This window comes from Tenacibaculum sp. AWR4_210 (assembly GCF_056160945.1).
The window spans coordinates 123867-143316 of record NZ_JBSWYF010000007.1 but is presented as its reverse complement, the minus strand read 5'-3'; the positions used below and the strand labels follow the sequence as shown (position 1 = coordinate 143316).

Below are 19450 nucleotides of genomic sequence, written 5' to 3'. Positions count from 1 at the left end.
GTTAGTTGTCAGATTTGAATACTGAGTGATTGATGTATTTAGAAACGATAATTGCCGTGACAATCGTTAAATAGATTTGTCCGATTAAGCCCACTAATATCGCGGCTTTTTGGGCAACAGGTATCGCCGGAATTATTTCGCCATAGCCGATGGTGAGTAGTGTTATAAAGGAATAATACAGTAAACTATCGGCGTGAAATTTAAAGTTTTCACCGTTGTCAATTAAGAGACCTGTAAAGGCGTTCTCATGAGTTAGGTCAATGGATATAAATAAAAAGAATCCGAGAAACCCAAGGGCAATATAGCCTGATATCAAGCCTAAAATGACCTTGCGATCAACTTTTTGTTCATGCCAAACTTGTTTTATTATGCTGAGCGTTACGAAAATATTAATGATAAAGTAAACGCTTATTCGCGCTAAAAGATATTCGTTGGACCAACTGTCAGGACTTACCTGATCCCCACCAAATAGCAATAGAGAAAGGGAAAAAAGACCAATACAAAACCACATGATCTTTTTGTTCTTAGAAACGATTAAGACCCCTAATCCTGTGCTGATGGAATAGAGTATGGGCAGTACAATGCTATCGAAAAAAGTGATGGGAATTACCAAAGATCCAAACAAGGTACACAGTTGTATACCCAGAAACAATTCAAAGCGGTGGTCGTAAAGTTTGGTATACCAGTTATTCATAGTTTTGATTAATCATCGTGAATTGAACGAGTTGTTCGCCGTCTTTGTTTTTGAACACCAAGGTAGTCCCTGCAATTTCGTAGTAACGGGTGTCAGGGAGTATCTTAAAAAAAGCATCTTCGAGTTGAATGTCTGGACAGTACATTTCTGTTCTGACAATATTTTGATTTAATTCAAAACGATGGTTGGTAACTTTTTCAATTTTACCAGAGAAACGGTTGCAAGCACCACGGCCGTGAAAACGATTGGTTTTTAGGTTGAAGTAAATTCGTGGATTGTGCTGTTCTCCATCGGTCCTTATTTTTTTGTCTTGGATATAGGTCAGCTCCCAGGAGTTTTCCAACAGGCTTGTATCTTCGAGTGTTTTCGATAAAACTTCTTGTAAATAATAAGATTTGGACGATCCGTCGGCAGGAACTTGATGTTTTTTGTGCTCTTTAACGCGGACTTTTAACTGGTAAAGTACCCCGGGTTGATAGGTAAAGCCGTAAATACTGTCATAAAATAATTCCCAGTTGGCTTTTTTATTTAAGGCACTCCCTCTTTTGATACGCAAGCAATTTGTTTTGATTACCCCTTCACATGGTTGCTTTGAACTACTTACCCAAATAATTTCTTCTTTAATGTTCTTGGAGCTCGAACAGGTGAGGTTTAACATAAGTAGTGTTAGTAGATAGATCGTTTTTTTCATGAATGCTTATTAAATGAGAGGTCTTAATACAAAGCGGAGGGTTGTACAAATTTAATAAAAATTCATCATAAATAGGCGTCTATACTAGAGAAGCTTCTATTTGTTGAGCACTTTTGTATATCGCTGTATTTTCTAGGAGTAACTGTCCCTTTTTTTGCAGTCCCAATTCAAAAAACACAGTGGCTAATTGTAGGGAGGTGATGCTGTATTTTGGTCCCAATAGCTTGATCAATGGATAGCACTTTTTGCTCAATGAGTAAAAGAGATTAGGTGCTTTTCTGGGGTGTACTGGATAAATATACCCCGGGCGGAAAATGAGAATATTGGGTAAGGTTTTAAGCAAGTAGTTTTCGGCAATTCCCTTACAGCGGGCAAAGAGAGTTTTGCTGGTTTCACTACTGTCGGCTCCCATACCGCTCAGAAAGCAAAATGTAGCATCTGCAGCGTATTGCCGTGTGAGATCGGCAACTAATTTTGTGTAGTGGATGGTGATGGTTTCAAAAACGGGTTTAGGTACTTGACCGGTGTATACTCCTATACAGTAGTAAATACTAGTGGCCTGTTTGAAGTGTACAGCACAGGAGGCTAGGTCGTTAAAGTTCTCGAGCAGTACCTCTGTGAGTTTAGGGTGAGATTGCTGCAATTTCGTCCTTGTAATACAGATAACTTTAGTGATTTTGGGAGATGCCAGCGCCCGATTTAATACTTCTTTTCCGATCATTCCGGTGGCACCGAAAAGTAGACATGTATGCATTTAGTTTAATTGACGGTATTTTAAAGGACTGTGTCCCGTTTGCTTTTTAAATAGTTTACTGAAGTGTTGAGGATATTCGAATCCCAAGTCGTACGCAATTTCGCTGACACTTAGCCTTGAACCTAGTAATTTGTTTTTCGCTAGGTCAACGACAAAGTTGTAAATGTGATCTTTGGCGCTCATTCCTGTCTCTTTTTTGAGTACATCACTGAGGTAATTAGGGGACATGTTGAGCTGCTCACCACAGTATTTTACCGATGGGAGACCATTGGTACTCGGCGCTTCACTTTGAAAGTAATTTTTGAGCAGGTTCTCAAAATCACTGACGTGGTCCAGATGCAAGTTCGTACGTACATAAAATTGACGGTCGTAGTATCGGTGGCAGTAATCGAGCATCAATTCAATAGTTGAAATAATTAACTTTTGGCTGTGCTTGTCGATATTTTGATTTATCTCAGCTTCAATTTTCTCTGCTAGGTCAATTAGGGTGCGTTTTTCTTCGTCCGATAAATGAAGAGCTTCGTGCACTTCGTAATCGAAAAAGTTATAGTTGTGGATTGCAGTTCCGAGAGGGGCTTTCCGAAGTAGATCAGGATGAAAGGCAAGGACCCAACCATTGGTGTCGTCTTCAATGTTTTTGTTTTCGAATGACATGGCTTGTTGGGGCTTAGTAAAAACCATGGTGCCTTCATTAAAATCATAGGTGTTACGGCCGTAGGCAATAGAGCCGGTAATGCCGTCTTTAAATGAAATTAGGTAGAGGTCTGTGGTAAATTTTAGGTCCTTGATTTCGTCGATATGCGGAAAATCTTTGGCCCATATCACAGCTACTAAGGGATGCTTGGGAGGCGGTACTCCAAACATTTTATTGGCTTGACTAAGTGAGTTGATATGTATGATATGTTGCATGCTTTTTAGCTGTGCTCCTCTCCATTTTTTATATTGCAGAAAGAGAGGAGGCGTGTTATTTAAAGATACTCAATATTAGTGAAAGTGTTGTTATTTGACTTCCTGCATGGTTCTGATTTGCTTGAGAAGAACCTTTTTAGGTGTTAGCGGAATCATCTTCATCATGATGTTTTGTGAGAAGGTCAACCCGGATACGACATCTAATTTTCCTTGAAGCATGCCTTTGTATCCTGCTTCGGCTACAGATCGAGCACTGACTGTTTTTTGAAAGAGGTCTGTTTTATCCATTCCTGAGGTCTGAGCGAATTCTGATTCAGTAGCACCGGGCATTAAGTTTGTAACCGTTACATCAGTGTCGTGCAGTTCTTCAGCAATGGCATTACTAAAGAAAGTGACATAGGCTTTAGTAGCAAAATACACGGCCTGTAAAGGGCCAGGCATAAGGCTAGCTGTAGAGGATACATTGAGTATTTTACCACTGTTTTTGGCAACAAAATCTGGTAAAAACAAGCGTGTAAGAGCGCTGAGCGCAATGATATTTAGTTGGATCATTGCTAAATCTAATTCCCAGGGGCGTTCGTAAAACTTACCGTGACCACCAAAACCAGCATTGTTGATGAGGTAGTCTATTTGAATACCCGCTTCGGTTACTTTTCGGTAAATTTCTGTGGGAGCTTCTTGCGCTGTTAAATCAATAGCAATGATGTATACTTGCGTATTGTATTTGATTTCTAAGGTTTCTTTTAACTCTTGAAGTTTAGCTATCCTTCTAGCTACCAGTACAAGATCACCTCCTTTTTCGGCGTGGATTTGAGCAAATTCTTTGCCAATACCACTGCTAGCTCCAGTGATTAATGCTACATTTTTCATATGATGAGTATTGTTGTTTTGTTCTTTATATCAGTTAATTACGGGGTAAAATTATACCGAAATAAAGACAGGGACGTATACAGAATACAGTTTACTGTATATATTTTACTGATTGTTTAATAATGACTGATATTCTTCGGGAGTATCGATGTCTTTTAAGTGGTTTGAAGGAATTTTGATGAGCGGGGTGTTGGGGTTATTTAAAAGTGCACGTGCTCCAGCATCTCCTTTTAACTGCAGGAGTTCTGAAAAGTAGTTTTTAGGGAATAAGGCGGGAACACCAGTCTTTTTACCGTATTCAGAGGCTATTATAACATGCGGGTTTTTTATAGCGGCACTTCGCAGGCAGTTGATATCGTCGGTGGTGATCAGTGGTTGATCAGCGAGGAGTATGAGTACAGCATCGTAGGTCAATTGTTGTAGGACTTGTATTCCTGCGACGATGCTCGTACTTAATCCGTGGTTAAAATGGGTATTTTCAATGATGTTCACCTTACTGAGGTCGATAGACTTCTTAATTTCCTCTTTAAAAGCTCCAAGAACACAGTATACTTCACTATTGTGGGTAGCCGAAGCTTGTTCGATTACCTGTCCTAATAAATGTGTGTTTTTATAAGGAAGTAATTGTTTGGGAGTTCCCATTCGCGAAGAAGTTCCGCCTGCTAAAATGAGTATGGCGAGCTTCATGAGGATGTATGGATGTTACCCGTAGTTTTTTTAAGAGAATACACTTCAGTGTTTCTGATAACAGATAGTATCTCAGCAACAATGGATAAAGCTATTTCTTCTGGAGTAATAGCACCTAGGTGGAGCCCTGCAGGGGTGAAAATCCGATCTAAAAACTCGTCAGAAACATCGGGGATTAGGTTAAATAATTCATCGAATAAGCGTTCTCTTCTCTTGGCTGCTCCAAGAATTCCAAGATATGCTGGGGTGGTTCCATACAACTGGGTCAAATACCTCAAATCGTAGGTGAAATTGTGATTCATGAGAACAATAGCGGTGTTTTTGGATACTATTGAGAAATCAGCAAGTTCGGGTGTTATCGGGGTAACTGTAGTTGCTCCCGGAAAGTCTTTCAGTGATTTTGGGTCTTTTATGGAACATAAAACAGAAACTTCCCATCCGAGCAATAGGGCTTGTTTACACAGTTTTACAGCGTCGTGTTCTCCTCCGATTATTACTAAGTGAAAAAGTGGAGCAAACTCTTGCTGAAACTGTTCATAGGAATCTGATGTTTTTGTAAAAGACGGGTAAAAAGAATAGCGCTTATCACCGAGGTGTATCTCAGATCCAAAGGTTCCCGTACAATTGTCTTTTCGGTGGAAATAACTGTGAATTTCAAACGTTTCTCGACGTTGGACGCTAGCTAAGAAGTGTTGTAATGCCTCTTGTGAGGGCGTAAAGGGCTCTAGTAGGATGTACAAGATTCCTTCACAGCCTAGGCGATACCTTCCGTCGTAGGTTATGAGTTTTGCTTTTTGCTCTTTAAAAACGGACTGGGCTCTGCGTTGGATTTCTTTTTCAACACAGCCACCACTTACGGCTCCGGTGATACTTCCGTCACTATTGATAAGCATTCGAACACCTGGTTTTCTGTAGGAAGATCCTTCTAGTGCCACTACAGTTGCGAGTACACTTTGAATTCCACGTAGTTGATTTTTTAGTCCTTGTTCAAAAAGTGCTTTGAGTTCGTGCGTCATTTCATCGGTTTAGTAGACCTCAATATACAAATTTTAAGAACTACAGGAAAGCATCGAACAGCCTACTTTATGGCGTGCCCATTCTGGACGTTTGGCAAACCACTTTTCTTGGCTTGGTTGTTCGTCATAAGGCTTTTTTAACAGTCTAAACAGTTCGTCAATCAATTCATAAGACCCTGAACTTGCTTGTTCAATAGCCATTTGAGCCATGTAGTTTCTCAGTACGTACTTCGGGTTTACTCGGTCCATTGCAGCGGAACGTTCGGCGTCATTCTGAGTTTCTGTTTGTAGGCGTTTTAGATAACGCGTTAGCCAGTTATTCCAATGTTTGGCGGCCTCTTCATTGAGGTCGTTCCATTGGTAAAATGCCGTTTGCAGTTTGTTCAGCGCACGGGTAGGAGTGTCCTTTTTTTCTACGCGAGCGAGTAACCTAAAAAAGAGTGTCATATCAACTTCTACTAGTGTGAGCGTTTCCTCAAGGCGTTGGATGAGTTCGGCATCTTCGTGTGCCACTTGGGTAATTCCTAGTTTATTTTTCATCATTGCTAGGTAGGCTTCGTCGAATAAAGGATTATAAGCTTCGAGGATGCTTTGCAGTGGAGCTACTTCTTCGACTAGAGGAAACAGCGCATTGGCGAGCTTAAAAAGATTCCAAAGTCCAATATAGGGTTGGTTGCCAAAGCGATAGCGTCTGTGTTGGGCATCGGTCGTATTTGGAGTCCACGACGGATCGTAGTTTTCTAACCATCCGTAAGGACCGTAATCAATGGTCAATCCGAGTATAGACATGTTATCGGTATTCATTACGCCATGAACAAAGCCTACGCGTTGCCAATGTACAATCATGTCGATGGTTTTATCTCTTACGGCTTGGAAGAACTCGAGGTATTTTTCTTTACCACTGCTCTTAATTTCAGGATAGAAATGACGAATGCTGTGATCTGCTAGTTGTTGAAGCAAAGCCTTGTTTTCACGAGCGGTTTGGATTTCAAAATTTCCAAAACGAATAAAACTAGCCGCGGCTCTACATACGATGGCTCCTGGTTCATAAGCTGGATTTCCGTTGTAAAGGACATCTCTGAGTACCTTGTCACCTGTGAGACTTAAACTCAATGCTCGTGTTGTTGGGATTCCGAGGTGATGCATGGCTTCACTGCATAAATATTCTCTTATGGACGATCGCAGTACCGCCAAACCATCAGCAGTACGTGAGTAGGGAGTTTCACCAGCTCCTTTCAATTGCAGGGCCCATCGCTGTTGCTCGTGCACTACTTCACCGAGGTTAATGGCACGTCCATCGCCTAATTGGCCGGCCCAATTTCCGAACTGATGTCCGCCGTAACACATGGCATAGGGATGACTGTCTGGAATAAGTGCATTTCCGGTAACGATGTCTCGGAATTCCGTTGTACGTCCCATTTCTTCCGTTAATCCGATTGCGGCTAACATTTCTGGAGCAGCGTGAAGTAATTTGGGCTTACTGGTTTTTTTGGGACTAACGTATGAAAAACAGGCATCGAGTACTTGTCTACGCGAGTTTTCCATGTTTTTATCGGCTGTTACTTCCGTTCGAAAGCGATCGTTTAAGTGAAGTTCCATAGGCTGCATTTGCTGTTATGACTACAAAGGTACTGAAGTTTCCTAGCAAAAAGAAACCGCCCTGAGAGGCGGTTGTTTTATTAAACAGCGGTTGTGATTTGCTTTTTTGCTTCTGAAATGAGGTGATTGTACCGCTTTATGAGTAGCTCACTTATAAAAGCGGGTCGTGCAAACTCGAAATAATCGAGGTACAGTAAGTTGGCAAAGTATCCTTGAGCGTTGGGTTCTTGCCCGGCCATGACTTCACCGAGGTGTCTGTTTGCTTCTTTGGCTGCAAACCAAACTCCCGTGGGAGGTGTCAGTGTCCAAGAAAGTAAAAATAAATCGCAGGGCACTTTAGAAAATGTTTGACATTGCCACGAATTGTCTTTTTGTTTGGCACAACACAGACCGTTAAAGAGTGCGAGCTTTTTCAGTTGGTCTTGCTTCATGGTATCAAAACTGACAGTATTGGAATAGATATCAAATACGGTTAGGTCTCCTTTTTCAGCAGTTGATGACTGCCAATCGCGGTATACCCAGAATCCAGCTTCTTTTTGATTCAGCGCCCAATTGCCGTCAACGACGACTAGAATTTTTCCGGAATTGGCTAGAAATTCTCCCATAGTAATATCCGCAAGTCGTTGTTTGTTGGCAGGTTTTTGTGTATACAACCAAGGGCCGAGGGTTGATTTGATCAAAGTTTTCATTTTTTCATAAATCGCGGCGTCAAAATTATCGAAATGAGAGAATTTTAAAATAGCGAGTTCTCTGTGTCCTTCCTGGTAAAAACGCTTGATGTCATCTAAAACGCTTTGTAAAGAAGGACCAGTAATCGGACCGTGGTAAATGTCGAGATTTTCATTGGGCCGTAAATCGAAATAGCGAGCGCCACCACTCAGTTGCCCGTATAGGTTTTGATCTTGAGTTTTGGCAAGCGTGCTCAGTCCTTGCGTGTACATTCCGGTGTCATGGGTAGCGGGAAAGGTCATTTTTCTCAGGGGTAGTTCCTTAGTGATGGGAAGTAGATTTTCCATAAACTTAGAAGGGTTCATTAAACGAGAGGTAGAGAACCACATCCCAAACATGCTTCCTTCGTGAACTTGAATAGCAAGTTGCCCGTCTGAAGAGATGCCGCAACGAGGTTTTGAACCAGAGTCGTAATTAAAAGAAGTACTCCACTGGATTTCTGTTCCGTGAACTTCACCACTCAATTGCCACAGTCCTGTAAGTCCTTGTGATTGGTGAACCTCGACAAGCGTACCTTCATTGGTAATGGCTATACTCGGGTTTGCTCCGTCTTGATATTGTCGGGAAGGACCCCATTCAATTTTTGATCCTGCGAGAGTACCCACTCGATACCAAAGCTTGTCGTGTGATTGTGATTTGTGTACTGCTATTATTTGGCCGTGGTTGTTGATAGTTACCGAAGGAGTTACTCCCTTGTCATATTCATGGCTAGCAGACCACTCGATAGATTTTCCGTTTATTTTTCCTACGCGGTACCAGAGGGTATTGTAGGTCTGTGACTTGTGTACTTCTACTACATCACCGAAATCATTAATCGCGACAGAAGGTTGCACTCCACTGTCGTAATCGTCGTCTCCGCCCCAGTCAATAGTAGTACCATTTACCTGTCCTACTTTGTAGTACAGTTTGTGGTTCCAAGGCAGGGCGTTACTCGTTTCGTGTACTTCGACGATGGTTTGGTGGTTGTTAATTGCAATTGAAGGGTGGTAACCGTCGCTGTATTTATGGCTGGCCCCCCAATTAATTGTCGCTTCATTTACTTGTCCGATATGGTACCACATGCTTGCAGAAGCTTGTGAATTGTGGACTTCTACCGCTACTTTTCCGTTAGTGTCGACGTCATTAGAGCGGCCACTATCGTACTGAACGGCTAATCCGAATTGTATAGTTTGCATGGTTAGTTAATTTAAGTTTAACTAAAGTTACAAATTGGAATCGGTAAAAAATCTTATCAGAAGTTAATGTTTTAGGGGAAAAACCCTGTTTTTTAGTGAAAAATAATTTGTAGTAACTATTCTTCGTTCAGTTTTAACGACAGTGAATTTACGCAGTAGCGAAGTCCGCTGGGTTCAGGTCCGTCGGGAAATACATGTCCTAAATGGGCATCACAGGTGTTGCAGAGTATTTCTACTCGAATCATTCCATGCGTTTCGTCTTTGATGTATTTAATGGCGTTTTCTTTGATTGGTTGGGTAAAGCTAGGCCAGCCAGAATGAGATTCGTATTTGATAGTTGCGTCAAACAACGGAGTATTGCAACAGCTACAATTGTATTGCCCTGCGGCGTATGAAGTGCAGTGTTCACCGCTAAAGGGACGTTCGGTACCTTTGAGTCGCGTTATGGTATATACGGCAGGAGCGAGTATGGTTTTCCACTCTTGGGCGGTTTTTTCAATACGCATATCAGGCGTTGGGTTTTCGTTAACCGTAAAATGAATGATGTTTTTCCAAGTAAGCATACTAATAAATGGGTTTAGGAGTTAGTAGTCGTATACAGCATTGTAAAGTTACGATTATTAGAAATGCGAAACTTTGGTTATTTTTACCTTTTTAAAAGTACTTACAAATGAGTCAACTTATAGAGCAAGCAGAGCAGTACGCTATTGATTTTTTAACCAACGGTTTGGATAAGCAATTTGTTTATCACAATATTGCCCATACGCAACGGGTAGTAGAAAAATCAAAAGAACTCGCCGAAATGGAAAAGATAGCCCCGGAGGAGTTGGAAAAGTTAGTGGTAGCTGCTTGGTTTCACGATACTGGGTATGCTGTTGACGCTTCGCGACATGAAGAGGCGAGTACCGAGGTTTTAAAAACGTTTTTAGCAACTTGCAAAAAAGAGGATCTTTTTGATGAGGTAGCCAGCTTGATATTGGTAACGCAAATGAATCGAACTCCTGAAACGATTTTGGAGAAGGTTTTAAAAGATGCAGATTGCTCTCATTTGGGAAGTAAAAACTACAGTGAGTTTACAGAACTGCTTCGAAAGGAATTGGAGCTGACCAAAAATATTGAATTCACGGATGAAGAATGGATGAATAACAACATCAGTTTCTTAACGGACGGTCATCAGTTTTATTCGGCAAGCGCCATTAAAAATTGGGGAAAGCAAAAGGGTAAAAATCTGGCACAATTGTTAAAGGCTGCCAAAAAGATGCGTCAAGAACAGTTGAAGTTCAAGCATAAAAAAGAAGAACTCGCACTTAAGAAAAACAAGATTGATTTACCTGAACGCGGTATCGAAACGATGTTTAGGGTGGCCTTGCGCAATCATATTACGTTAAGTGATATTGCCGATACCAAGGCCAATATCTTATTATCGGTCAATGCCATTATTATTTCCATGACCTTGTCAACCTTGATTCCGAAATTAGACAATCCATCGAATAGTTACTTGGTAGTTCCTTCCATTATATTTTTAGTATTCACGGTGACATCGATTATTTTGTCCATTATTGCTACCAAACCGAATATAACACAAGGAAAATTTACCAAAGAGGATGTGGCACAGAAAAAAGTAAATTTGATCTTTTTTGGAAACTTCCATAAAATGAGTTTGCCAGAATTCGAATGGGCCATGGACGAAATGCTAAAAGACCGCGATTACTTGTACGGTTCTTTAACAAAGGATTTGTACTTTTTAGGATTGGTACTGAATAGGAAGTACAGCTTGTTACGAACGACTTATACGGTATTTATGATAGGAATTATCGTGAGTGTGATTTCGTTTGCAGTAGCGTTCTACATACAAAGCATCACTGCTGCCGCTGCGGTAGCAGTGTAATTAGCTCTGTTGTTATTTATTGTTTAAACTCGTGTATTAATTGGTCGATAGTAATGGTTTTTTCTTCGTCAAAAGCCCCTTCGTAAATAACTTCTACACGGAGTGCTTTTAAGCCAGAAACTCCTTGTAAATCTTCCAGCTCGAGTTCTTCAAGTGTTCCTAATAGGTTTTTAGCTTGTAAAAACTTGATGTACTTTTTGTACTCAAAAGCGTCTTTATCTTGAGAGTAAACAATGGAGATTTTTCCAGGAACCGTCAGGCGTTCATCGGTGTTTTTGATGTGTGCTTTGTCTATGCGCTTTTTTATAATCTCGTAACGTATGTTATAGGCTCCGTCAACGTCAAACTGTTTTTCATCCATTCTGAACTTAATGGCCAAAGGATTGCTGTGAACGAGAATTAGGGAAGCCATTTCTAAATCATGACTTAGAGAGCCACGGGTATTCATGGCTAAATTTTCCAATTCACACATGGTTTGTAACTGCCATAAACGGAGGTTGTACAAATAGAGGTTGTCAAACTTTTTCTGTTTGGTCAGTGTCTCTCCGATGTACATATTGTACTCAACTCCATCCGTTTTGTAACGTTCAAAATAGTGTGGAAACATGGCTTGGGCTTCTTCTTGTTTTTTATCTAAAAACTTAGCCAAGCGATCGTTGAGTTTTGTAACGCTGTTTTCGTAAGATTTTCGTTTGTCATAAACAACGTGGAGCACTGGGTCTAAACTTTTTGTATAGTCGTTAACCAAGCTCTCTAAAGCTGAACTCACTTCTTTAATGTGATTAAATACAGGGTAAATGTCTTTCTTTAAAAAGTCTAAGATTCCGACTTCATCTCCTGCTTTTAAGCCTTTCTCTACTTCTTGTAAGTATTCTTTTACACGGAACATAAGCTCTTGGTAGATCGGTAGCTGTTCGGCTTTACACGCCTCATCTAGCACTTTGATAGCCAGGTTTAGTTGGGTAATTAAATCTTCTTTAATCGCTTGATTTCTGGCAATAGAAGATCCTTTTACATCAATTTGACCGTACAAGGGGTAGACGTCTTCAAAAACGATTTGTTCTATTTTGGCGTCTTCTTCTTGACGCAACAATGCGCTCTGATAGCTTTCGGCAGCCTCGTAGAACTTCCATTTAACAGTGGGGTGTATGGAAGTGTAGTGTTCTTGAATGGTAGCCTCTAGTATATTGGTGAATTCTTCCGCATTTCGTTCGGCAGCTGCCTCAAATACAGGAATGATATCTTTTAGTTTTTGCTTGTTTACCGAGTTTAATTCATAGGCTCTAGGAGAGGCTATTTCCAGGAGTACAAGATCTTTTTTATTCGAGGTAACTATGGGAATTAAGAGGATACTTCCTATCTCATTTTCCAATAATTTTTGGTAAAACGGATTGTCTTCTGAGTCGGCTTCGTAGGCTTTTACGTCAGAAACAACTACGTCTTGATGTTCGTCAAAGATGTGTCGAACTACATGGCTACAGAAAAAATCTTTACAGCTGACACAAGATCCTTGGTCTATTAAAATGCTGTCGGAGTGTTTTACTCTCGGAGCTATGTTTTTATTGCTGATGTCAAAAACCGAATACCCAACGGTGAGGTCTTTGATAGCATAGAATTCTCGTAGGTTGTGACGCAGTTTATTATTGATACTTCCGTCGTCTATTTTTAATAAGTTTGTTTGAATGGCACTCAGCGTTTCGTCCGCGGTTACGTCAAACAAATTCATGATACCAAATCCTTTAAAAATATAAGAGTTTGGTGGAAATTTCTCTCGCCAAATATCGATGTTATCAAAATTATCGAGTAACAGTTTAATATCTTCTTCGGTTATTTTTGGAGCTAATAGCGTCGGTGTGATTTCCATAAAGTCACCGTTAAAAGCAACGCGATAGTGTTTGGTTACCCCTAAGTTAACATCTGGAATATCAAAGAAAAAAGGTCTTTTTAGGTCTACTGGGTAGTTGTAAACCAGTGCCAAGATAAGTGTACACGAGTGAATGTACATAAGGTCTTCCTCGAAGTTTCGAACGGTGAGTTCGAAATTGTCACCTGCATTGTCTAAAATACTTTGAAAGCGCTCCGTAAACTTAAATGAAGTGAACGAAAAAGGTACGGTTGCGGCTTTAATTTCGTTGGTGGTAAGCATTTCAGGAAACAATCCATCCAGTAAAAAGTCGATGACTCTTTTGTGTTTGTTGAGTAAAGAGAAGTCAGAGAACCCTGTAATGAGCTCAGGGTACTGTTCCACTTCTTCGACCATAATTTTGGCAGCCGGGTGGAAGGGGTGATCTGCTTGTTCTTTACTCGCGTATTTTTGTATTACCTTAAAAACTCCTTCAAAGCTGATATTGAGTTGTAAAGGCAGTTCTATATTTTCTATATCTGGTGTCCTCTTAATTTTCATATGTACGTGTTTTCCCTAATGCAAATTTACGAAATCTATAATATAGTCGAAAATGTACTTGATTACTTGCAACTTGGTTGTACAAAAAAAGGTCGCAGTAGTACTGCGACCTTTGATATGGTTAAGGATGTTAGAAATTATAATTGAATTCTCTAATTTTTCCTTTCTTACCGAGGCTGTTAAATTTCCAGCTAAATCCGAGCATAAAGTATTGTTGTAATACGGTGCTTTCTGCATCTTCGATATAGTTGCTGGTCGCCGTTCGGCGAACATTGTTATTTTGATTGAGCAAGTCATAGGCCTTTAAGGTAATTGTTCCTTGGTCTTTTAAGACAGAGTACGACAAGGTACTGTTCCAAAACCATGCTGACTGATTAAAGCCAACCACTTGTGGATTGTAGCTGTAGCGTATGTTGTTTCTCCATTCTAACTTTTTAGGGAAGTTAGTACGGGTATTAATATCCAGGTTGTGACGAACGAAATTTTGATCGTTGAAGTTTGCCAGATCGAAAGTCGATTTCCCGATATTGATGGTATACCTCGGTTCTATAGAGATGATTTTGTCGTAGGTATAGGTAAATCCTAGATTTGGTGAAACATTATTGTTAACAGAACGGTATTTTACATCGTTAAAGAAGTTGATACTTCTATTTCTGTTAAAGTATACTCCCACACGTAACTTAACGGCGCTTAACGAATCGAGTTTGAATTTTTTGTTGTAAAACGATCCTCCCCAAATATTGTAAGAACCATCTACATTTTCATAAGTAGTTCTCCTTATTAAGTTCGCGTCGATGGTACTTTTTGAAACTACCTGATTGTTGGTAAATCCACCTCCACCATAGAGGTAAATTCCAGTTCCTTTTTGCCAGTTGAACTTGTTGAAGTTCACGTAAAACCAATGACGTTGAATCGGTTTTAAGAACGGATTACCCGTGATGAGATTTAATGGGTTGCTCTCGTTGGTAAAAGGCTGTAATTGTTGAATGGTAGGAGCATCGTTACGGATTTCGTAATTGATGCTGATACTCGCTTTAGAGTCAAAGCGATAGCGGAATCTCGAATCGAATTCAAATGCGTTAAAGTCCTTACTAAAGGTCAGGTTAGGACGTAATTTATCTTTGTTTTCCAACGTTCTCATCATATATCCTGCATCGAAATTGAAACTCCATTTTTTTCCTTTGTAGTTCATTCCAATACGCGGTGTTTTGGTGATGTCGTTGGAGGTAAAATTAGAACTTAAGTTCGTGTTAAAGTTGCTATAGCTGTTGCTAACGGCATCAAAATCGTAGGTGTTGTTTACGTTTTCACGTTCGTTTTGATTGTAGCGATAGTCAAAGTCGATAAAGAGTTTCTTGGCAATTAAAGCATGACGATATTTTACACTCGAGCGGATGGCGTTGAGGTTATTTTGTACGGCACTGTGCTGATTTCTGTTGATGTCGGCTGTGGTAGCATCAAAAAATTCAGCGGTGGAGATATTAAAACTATTCGAGGTTGTTTTGTCTATTTGATTTGTCAAGCGCGCTCTAATAAAGGATCCTTTTGAAAATCGCTTGGTAAGTTCAATTTCATTTTCAAAGTTATTTGCTTTGGAATCTGAACGCGTATTCACACGAGAACGGTTGATGAGTTTACGGTCAGCGTCAAAAGAACTCTCATTTCTGTTAAAGAAATCCTCACGAGTATTACTGATAAAACGCGGCGTAATATTGATGAGAAAAGTCGAATCAATTTCAATATCAATTTCTGCGTCTACAGAGTGATTTTCATTATTGTTATTTGAGTTGGTTACAGATTCTGAGAAAAATTTACCGGTAGGTAGCGTCGTTTCCCTATTTCTTTTGGCATCGTTATTAGAATCACTACCCGAGTAGATGTAGTTTACATTGGTTTCAAGAGTTTTACCAAAAGAATCACCATAGGTAAAACCAGCAGTTGTAGAGCGAACAATACCCTGACCACCACCAAAACGCTGTCCTCCAACATTGATACTTCCATTACCACTTATCCACAGGCCACCTCCGAACATTTTTTCGAGTTCCCCAAAGCTAAATCCGGGAGAGTTGATATTGTTTTTACTGGCCAATACGCTAATGCGTCGGTCGTTGTTAAACCTGTTTACCATGGTAGCGGCTTCGTAACGTTTATCCGTTCCTGCTCCTGCCGAGACTCTACCAAACCATCCTTTATTATTTTCTTTTTTGATGGTTAAATTGATGGTTTTGTTGTTGTTATCTCCTTTTTCTCCAGAAAAAGCTTCTGATTTGGTTTTGGTATCAGTTATTTGAACTTTTTCGATGATCTCTTTCGATAAGTTCTTCGTGGTGATAGAAGGATCGTTTCCGAAGAATGGTTTTCCATTCACCAAAATTTTATTCACAGGTTTCCCGTTGATGGTGATTTTCCCTTGTTCGTCAACTTCAACACCTGGAAGTTTTTTAAGTAAGTCCTCCACATTGGCATCTTTTTTCGTTTTAAACGATTTTACATTGAATTCCAAGGTGTCTTTTTTAACCGTAATTGGGGCTCTTGATTTGATGACTACCTCACTCAGCACATTGCCTTCTTCTTTGAGTGGGATTTTTCCTAAAGCGTAGTCCGATTTTTTAGAGAGGTCGATACTTTTCGTATAAGGATCCTTACCTACAAACGAAACGACCATTTTAAGTTTTTTGTAAAAAGATTTTCCTTCTAGTTTAAAATACCCTTTGTCATCGGAAATGGTATACGAAACGATGGAACTGTCTTTTAGTTTTTCTAAATGTATGGTGGCTGCCTCAATCGGCGTTTTCAGTTTTTCGTCTTGAAGGGTTCCTGTAATTTTAAAGGGATGAGACTGGGCATAGTTTTTTGAGGCCCACAGCAAGACCAAAACGATGAGTATTTTTTTCATAGTTTTAATGTATAATGTTAGTTTTAGTGCCGATCAAATAACGAAAAAAGAATACGAACGTTGCATTACTGATAAAAACAAAGTAATCTTATTGCGAATTTGAGTCTTTTTTATAATTGTTTTTGAAGACCCAAAACTCGTAATAAGATTACATATATATGAGTTAAAGATGTGTTAAAGTTATTTTTGCCTAAAGTATATACTTATCGGAACTCCAGTGAAATCGTAGTGTTCACGAAGCTGATTTTCAACGTAACGCTTGTACGGATCTTTGATGTACTGCGGCAAATTGGCGAAGAATGCAAACTGTGGCGTGTGCGTTGGCAGTTGCATACAATATTTTATTTTAATAAATTTTCCTTTTGTTGCTGGAGGTGGGTTGTGTTGCATGATCTCCAACATAGTTTCGTTGAGCTTGCTCGTTTGAATACGGCGCTTGCGATTTTCAAATACCTCTACAGCCGTTTCAATAGCTTTGAAAATACGCTGTTTGGTCAAGGCAGAGATAAAGATGATAGGCACATCTGTAAACGGTGCTATTTTTCTTCGTACTTCTGCTTCGAAATCACGCATGGTATTGGTCTCTTTGTCGATTAAATCCCACTTGTTTACCAAAATAACAACTCCTTTGCGGTTTTTTTCAGCAAGCCAAAAAATCTTTTCGTCTTGTCCTTCAAATCCACGGGTAGCGTCAATGACAACCACGGCAACATCAGAGTGTTCAATGGCTCTTACCGCTCGCATTACTGAGTAAAACTCTAAGTCTTCTTTTACTTTTGATTTTTTTCGAATCCCTGCTGTATCTACTAGGTTGAATTCAAATCCAAATCGATTGTATTTCGTATCGATAGAGTCACGGGTGGTTCCGGCTATATTTGTAACGATGTTTCTGTCTTCACCAATTAAGGCATTGATAAACGACGATTTTCCTGCATTCGGACGTCCTACGATAGCAAAACGCGGTAATTCGTCTACAGGTTCTTCATCGTCAAAAGGAGCGGGAATTTCATCGGCAATAGCGTCTAATAATTCTCCTGTTCCACTTCCGTTTATAGATGAAATGGTGTAGTAATCACCAAGTCCTAAATTGTAGAATTCAACGGCATCAGCATCACGCATGGCGTTGTCTACCTTATTTACAGCCATAAATAATGGCTTTTTAACTTGACGTAAAATTTTTGCAACGGCATCGTCCATAGGAGTGATTCCCTGTTCTACATCCACTACAAATACAATAATATCCGCCTCATCGATGGCGAGCTGTACTTGTTTTCTAATTTCTCCTTCAAAAATATCATCTGAACCGATCACGTATCCTCCTGTATCGATTACAGAGAATTCTTTCCCGTTCCACTCAGATTTTCCATAATGTCTATCTCTCGTAACTCCGCTTACTGAGTCTACAATAGCTTCACGACGCTTAACTAAACGATTAAATAAGGTCGATTTACCTACGTTAGGTCTCCCTACAATTGCAATAATACTACTCATGCTGCAAAGGTAGTGTTTCTGTAAAACAAAACAACTATTGAAAGCCTCCAATAGTTGTTAAGTTGTTAATTTGATGCGATGTTTTCGAAAATACTAACCGTACCGCTATCTTCATTAGCAATAATGACGAGTTCTTTACCAGAAGGACTTTCGTCGGCGGTTAGCGTTAGTATCCCCTCAGGTGCTTCATCGCCTGAATGCGATAAGATGTCTAAGAACTTTGGATTCGTAGGTGTTGTAAGGTCATAAACAAGTACTTGGTCGGTGCGTTCGAGACCGACGAACAGTAGGTAGCGTTGATCTTTAATATTTAAAACGGCTACACTTTCAGGTTCTGCTCCCTTGTCATCGCTGCGCTTGTCATTGTCATTAAACCTATCGGCACTGCGGGCCATGAGTTCTTTTGCTATGGAATTTCCACTGTCGTAAAGTAGGTTGCCGTTTTCTGACCAAACACTGAAGGAGCGGGCACCATACGAATACAATGCATCGTAATCTCCGTCATTATCGGTGTCTCCAAGGTCTTTAGCGATTTTTAGCCGACCGAGTTTCGCTTCGTTTTGCCAGTCTTCACTACTGGGAAATGCCGTAGGGTCTAAGCGTAGTTTTTTGACGCGTGTTTCCCCTACATAACCAGGAGTTCCTTCGTATTCACGGGAATCTCCTTCATTGGCTGATATGAGGTATTGGGTCCCTTTGATGGTTACCGAACAAATAGCATCGGGTTGGTACATACCAAAAACGGGGACTTTACGGAGTTCTTTTTTACCATCTTTATCGCTAGGATCGATATAATTCTTTTCCAAGCTATAATCTTTAAACCCTAAAGGATACAAGGCCTCTATGGTTTGACTCGTCAAATTTACCCTGGCGATGGCATTGTTCTCTTGTAAGGAAACCCACGCAGTTTTTCCGTTATCAGCTATGGCAATGTATTCCGGTTCAACATCTTGTGCTAAGGTTGCATTGGGGCCAAAAACACGAAGCCCTTTTGACTGTAAACTTGAAAGTTGCGAGTTAAAAGATTTAAAGTCGAGGGTTTTGACAGTTTTACTAGCTGTATTGATAATGCTCACGCTACCTTCGGGATCTTGTGTATAGTCTTTATTAGGTTCCCCTTCATTTGCACATAACAAGAGTTTACCGTCTTTACTAAAACTGAGCATGTCGGGAAGCGCACCTACGGTGTAACTCTGTTCTAAGTTTTGAGTAGCAGCATCGTAAATATGTACTTTCCCGTTGTTTTGTTTGACGGTATTTTCAATGGCCACGGCTAATTTTCCGTTGGCGCAACTGACGCTATTGGGAGCACCATTGCCTATAGGAATGCTGTTTTTTTGTTTAGGGGCGTTTAAATCGCTGATGTCGTAGACTGAAATTTCTTTTTTTTCCACGTTTACGATAAATAGTTTTTTGCTACGTGTATCGTAGGCGGTTATTTCAGCAGCTCCTTCACCACCGACTTTTAAGGTTGTTCGATGTTGAAAATTGACCGCTAAATTTACAGGGCTGTCTTGAGGCTGTTCGTCGTTGCATCCTAGGAAGGCTGCGAGGATAAGGGTACATAGCCCTTTGCGTAGGTAGTTCATTGTTTTGTTAGTTTTTACAAAACTTCACTTTCACTATTAGCTGAAGGTTAGACAAAAA

General features: G+C 40.1%; 15 protein-coding genes. 1 reads left to right on the top strand and 14 read right to left on the bottom strand.

Annotation, left to right across the window (positions count from 1 at the left end; translation table 11 throughout):
- Position 1: 1 nt before the first annotated feature.
- From ACXAG7_RS14110 to msrB, 10 genes are all read right to left on the bottom strand, one after another.
- Entirely contained in the window at positions 2–694 is a 693-nt protein-coding gene (locus ACXAG7_RS14110) for an ion channel (RefSeq protein WP_476667211.1), read from the bottom strand.
- Positions 687–1385 carry a DUF4377 domain-containing protein gene (locus ACXAG7_RS14105; protein WP_476667210.1) on the bottom strand — a complete coding sequence of 233 codons (699 nt, stop codon included), beginning with the start codon at positions 1383–1385 and terminating at the stop codon, positions 687–689. Before ACXAG7_RS14105 ends, ACXAG7_RS14110 begins: the two co-directional genes overlap by 8 nt.
- A gap of 79 nt (positions 1386–1464) precedes the next feature.
- Positions 1465–2139 (bottom strand): Rossmann-fold NAD(P)-binding domain-containing protein, encoded by a 675-nt coding sequence (locus tag ACXAG7_RS14100; protein ID WP_476667209.1) that lies wholly within the window; start codon positions 2137–2139, stop codon positions 1465–1467.
- A complete protein-coding gene (locus ACXAG7_RS14095; protein WP_476667208.1) occupies positions 2140–3048 on the bottom strand; it encodes a helix-turn-helix domain-containing protein in 909 nt (302 codons plus the stop codon). It abuts the gene before it with no gap.
- Between the two features lie 90 nt (positions 3049–3138).
- The gene (locus tag ACXAG7_RS14090) at positions 3139–3918 is read right to left on the bottom strand and encodes an SDR family NAD(P)-dependent oxidoreductase (protein ID WP_476667207.1); all 780 of its coding nucleotides are present in this window, start codon (positions 3916–3918) and stop codon (positions 3139–3141) included.
- A 105-nt stretch (positions 3919–4023) separates the two neighbouring features.
- Positions 4024–4605 (bottom strand): nucleotidyltransferase family protein, encoded by a 582-nt coding sequence (locus ACXAG7_RS14085; protein ID WP_408042452.1) that lies wholly within the window; start codon positions 4603–4605, stop codon positions 4024–4026.
- Complete coding sequence (locus ACXAG7_RS14080) at positions 4602–5621, bottom strand: XdhC family protein (protein ID WP_476667206.1); 1020 nt, start codon at positions 5619–5621, stop codon at positions 4602–4604. Before ACXAG7_RS14080 ends, ACXAG7_RS14085 begins: the two co-directional genes overlap by 4 nt.
- A gap of 33 nt (positions 5622–5654) precedes the next feature.
- The gene (locus tag ACXAG7_RS14075) at positions 5655–7220 is read right to left on the bottom strand and encodes a protein adenylyltransferase SelO (protein ID WP_476667205.1); all 1566 of its coding nucleotides are present in this window, start codon (positions 7218–7220) and stop codon (positions 5655–5657) included.
- 80 nt (positions 7221–7300) lie between these two features.
- Entirely contained in the window at positions 7301–9124 is a 1824-nt protein-coding gene (locus ACXAG7_RS14070) for a phosphatidylinositol-specific phospholipase C domain-containing protein (RefSeq protein ID WP_408042455.1), read from the bottom strand.
- 116 nt (positions 9125–9240) lie between these two features.
- Positions 9241–9687 carry a peptide-methionine (R)-S-oxide reductase MsrB gene (gene msrB / locus ACXAG7_RS14065; protein ID WP_476667204.1) on the bottom strand — a complete coding sequence of 149 codons (447 nt, stop codon included), beginning with the start codon at positions 9685–9687 and terminating at the stop codon, positions 9241–9243.
- A 107-nt stretch (positions 9688–9794) separates the two neighbouring features.
- Here msrB and ACXAG7_RS14060 point away from each other — a divergent pair, with 107 nt between their 5' ends.
- Positions 9795–11012 carry a Pycsar system effector family protein gene (locus tag ACXAG7_RS14060; protein WP_476667203.1) on the top strand — a complete coding sequence of 406 codons (1218 nt, stop codon included), beginning with the start codon at positions 9795–9797 and terminating at the stop codon, positions 11010–11012.
- A gap of 16 nt (positions 11013–11028) precedes the next feature.
- Here the strand turns inward: ACXAG7_RS14060 and ACXAG7_RS14055 are convergent, their stop codons facing one another.
- From ACXAG7_RS14055 to ACXAG7_RS14040, 4 genes are all read right to left on the bottom strand, one after another.
- Complete coding sequence (locus ACXAG7_RS14055) at positions 11029–13416, bottom strand: GAF domain-containing protein (protein ID WP_476667202.1); 2388 nt, start codon at positions 13414–13416, stop codon at positions 11029–11031.
- Between the two features lie 130 nt (positions 13417–13546).
- On the bottom strand, positions 13547–16312 hold the full coding sequence (locus ACXAG7_RS14050; protein WP_476667201.1) for an outer membrane beta-barrel protein: 2766 nt from the start codon (positions 16310–16312) through the stop codon (positions 13547–13549).
- Between the two features lie 180 nt (positions 16313–16492).
- A complete protein-coding gene (der, locus tag ACXAG7_RS14045) occupies positions 16493–17803 on the bottom strand; it encodes a ribosome biogenesis GTPase Der (RefSeq protein ID WP_408042460.1) in 1311 nt (436 codons plus the stop codon).
- A 65-nt stretch (positions 17804–17868) separates the two neighbouring features.
- Positions 17869–19392: a choice-of-anchor I family protein gene (locus ACXAG7_RS14040; RefSeq protein WP_476667200.1), complete on the bottom strand. Its 1524-nt coding sequence runs from the start codon at positions 19390–19392 to the stop codon at positions 17869–17871.
- Between the last annotated feature and the right edge of the window lie 58 nt (positions 19393–19450).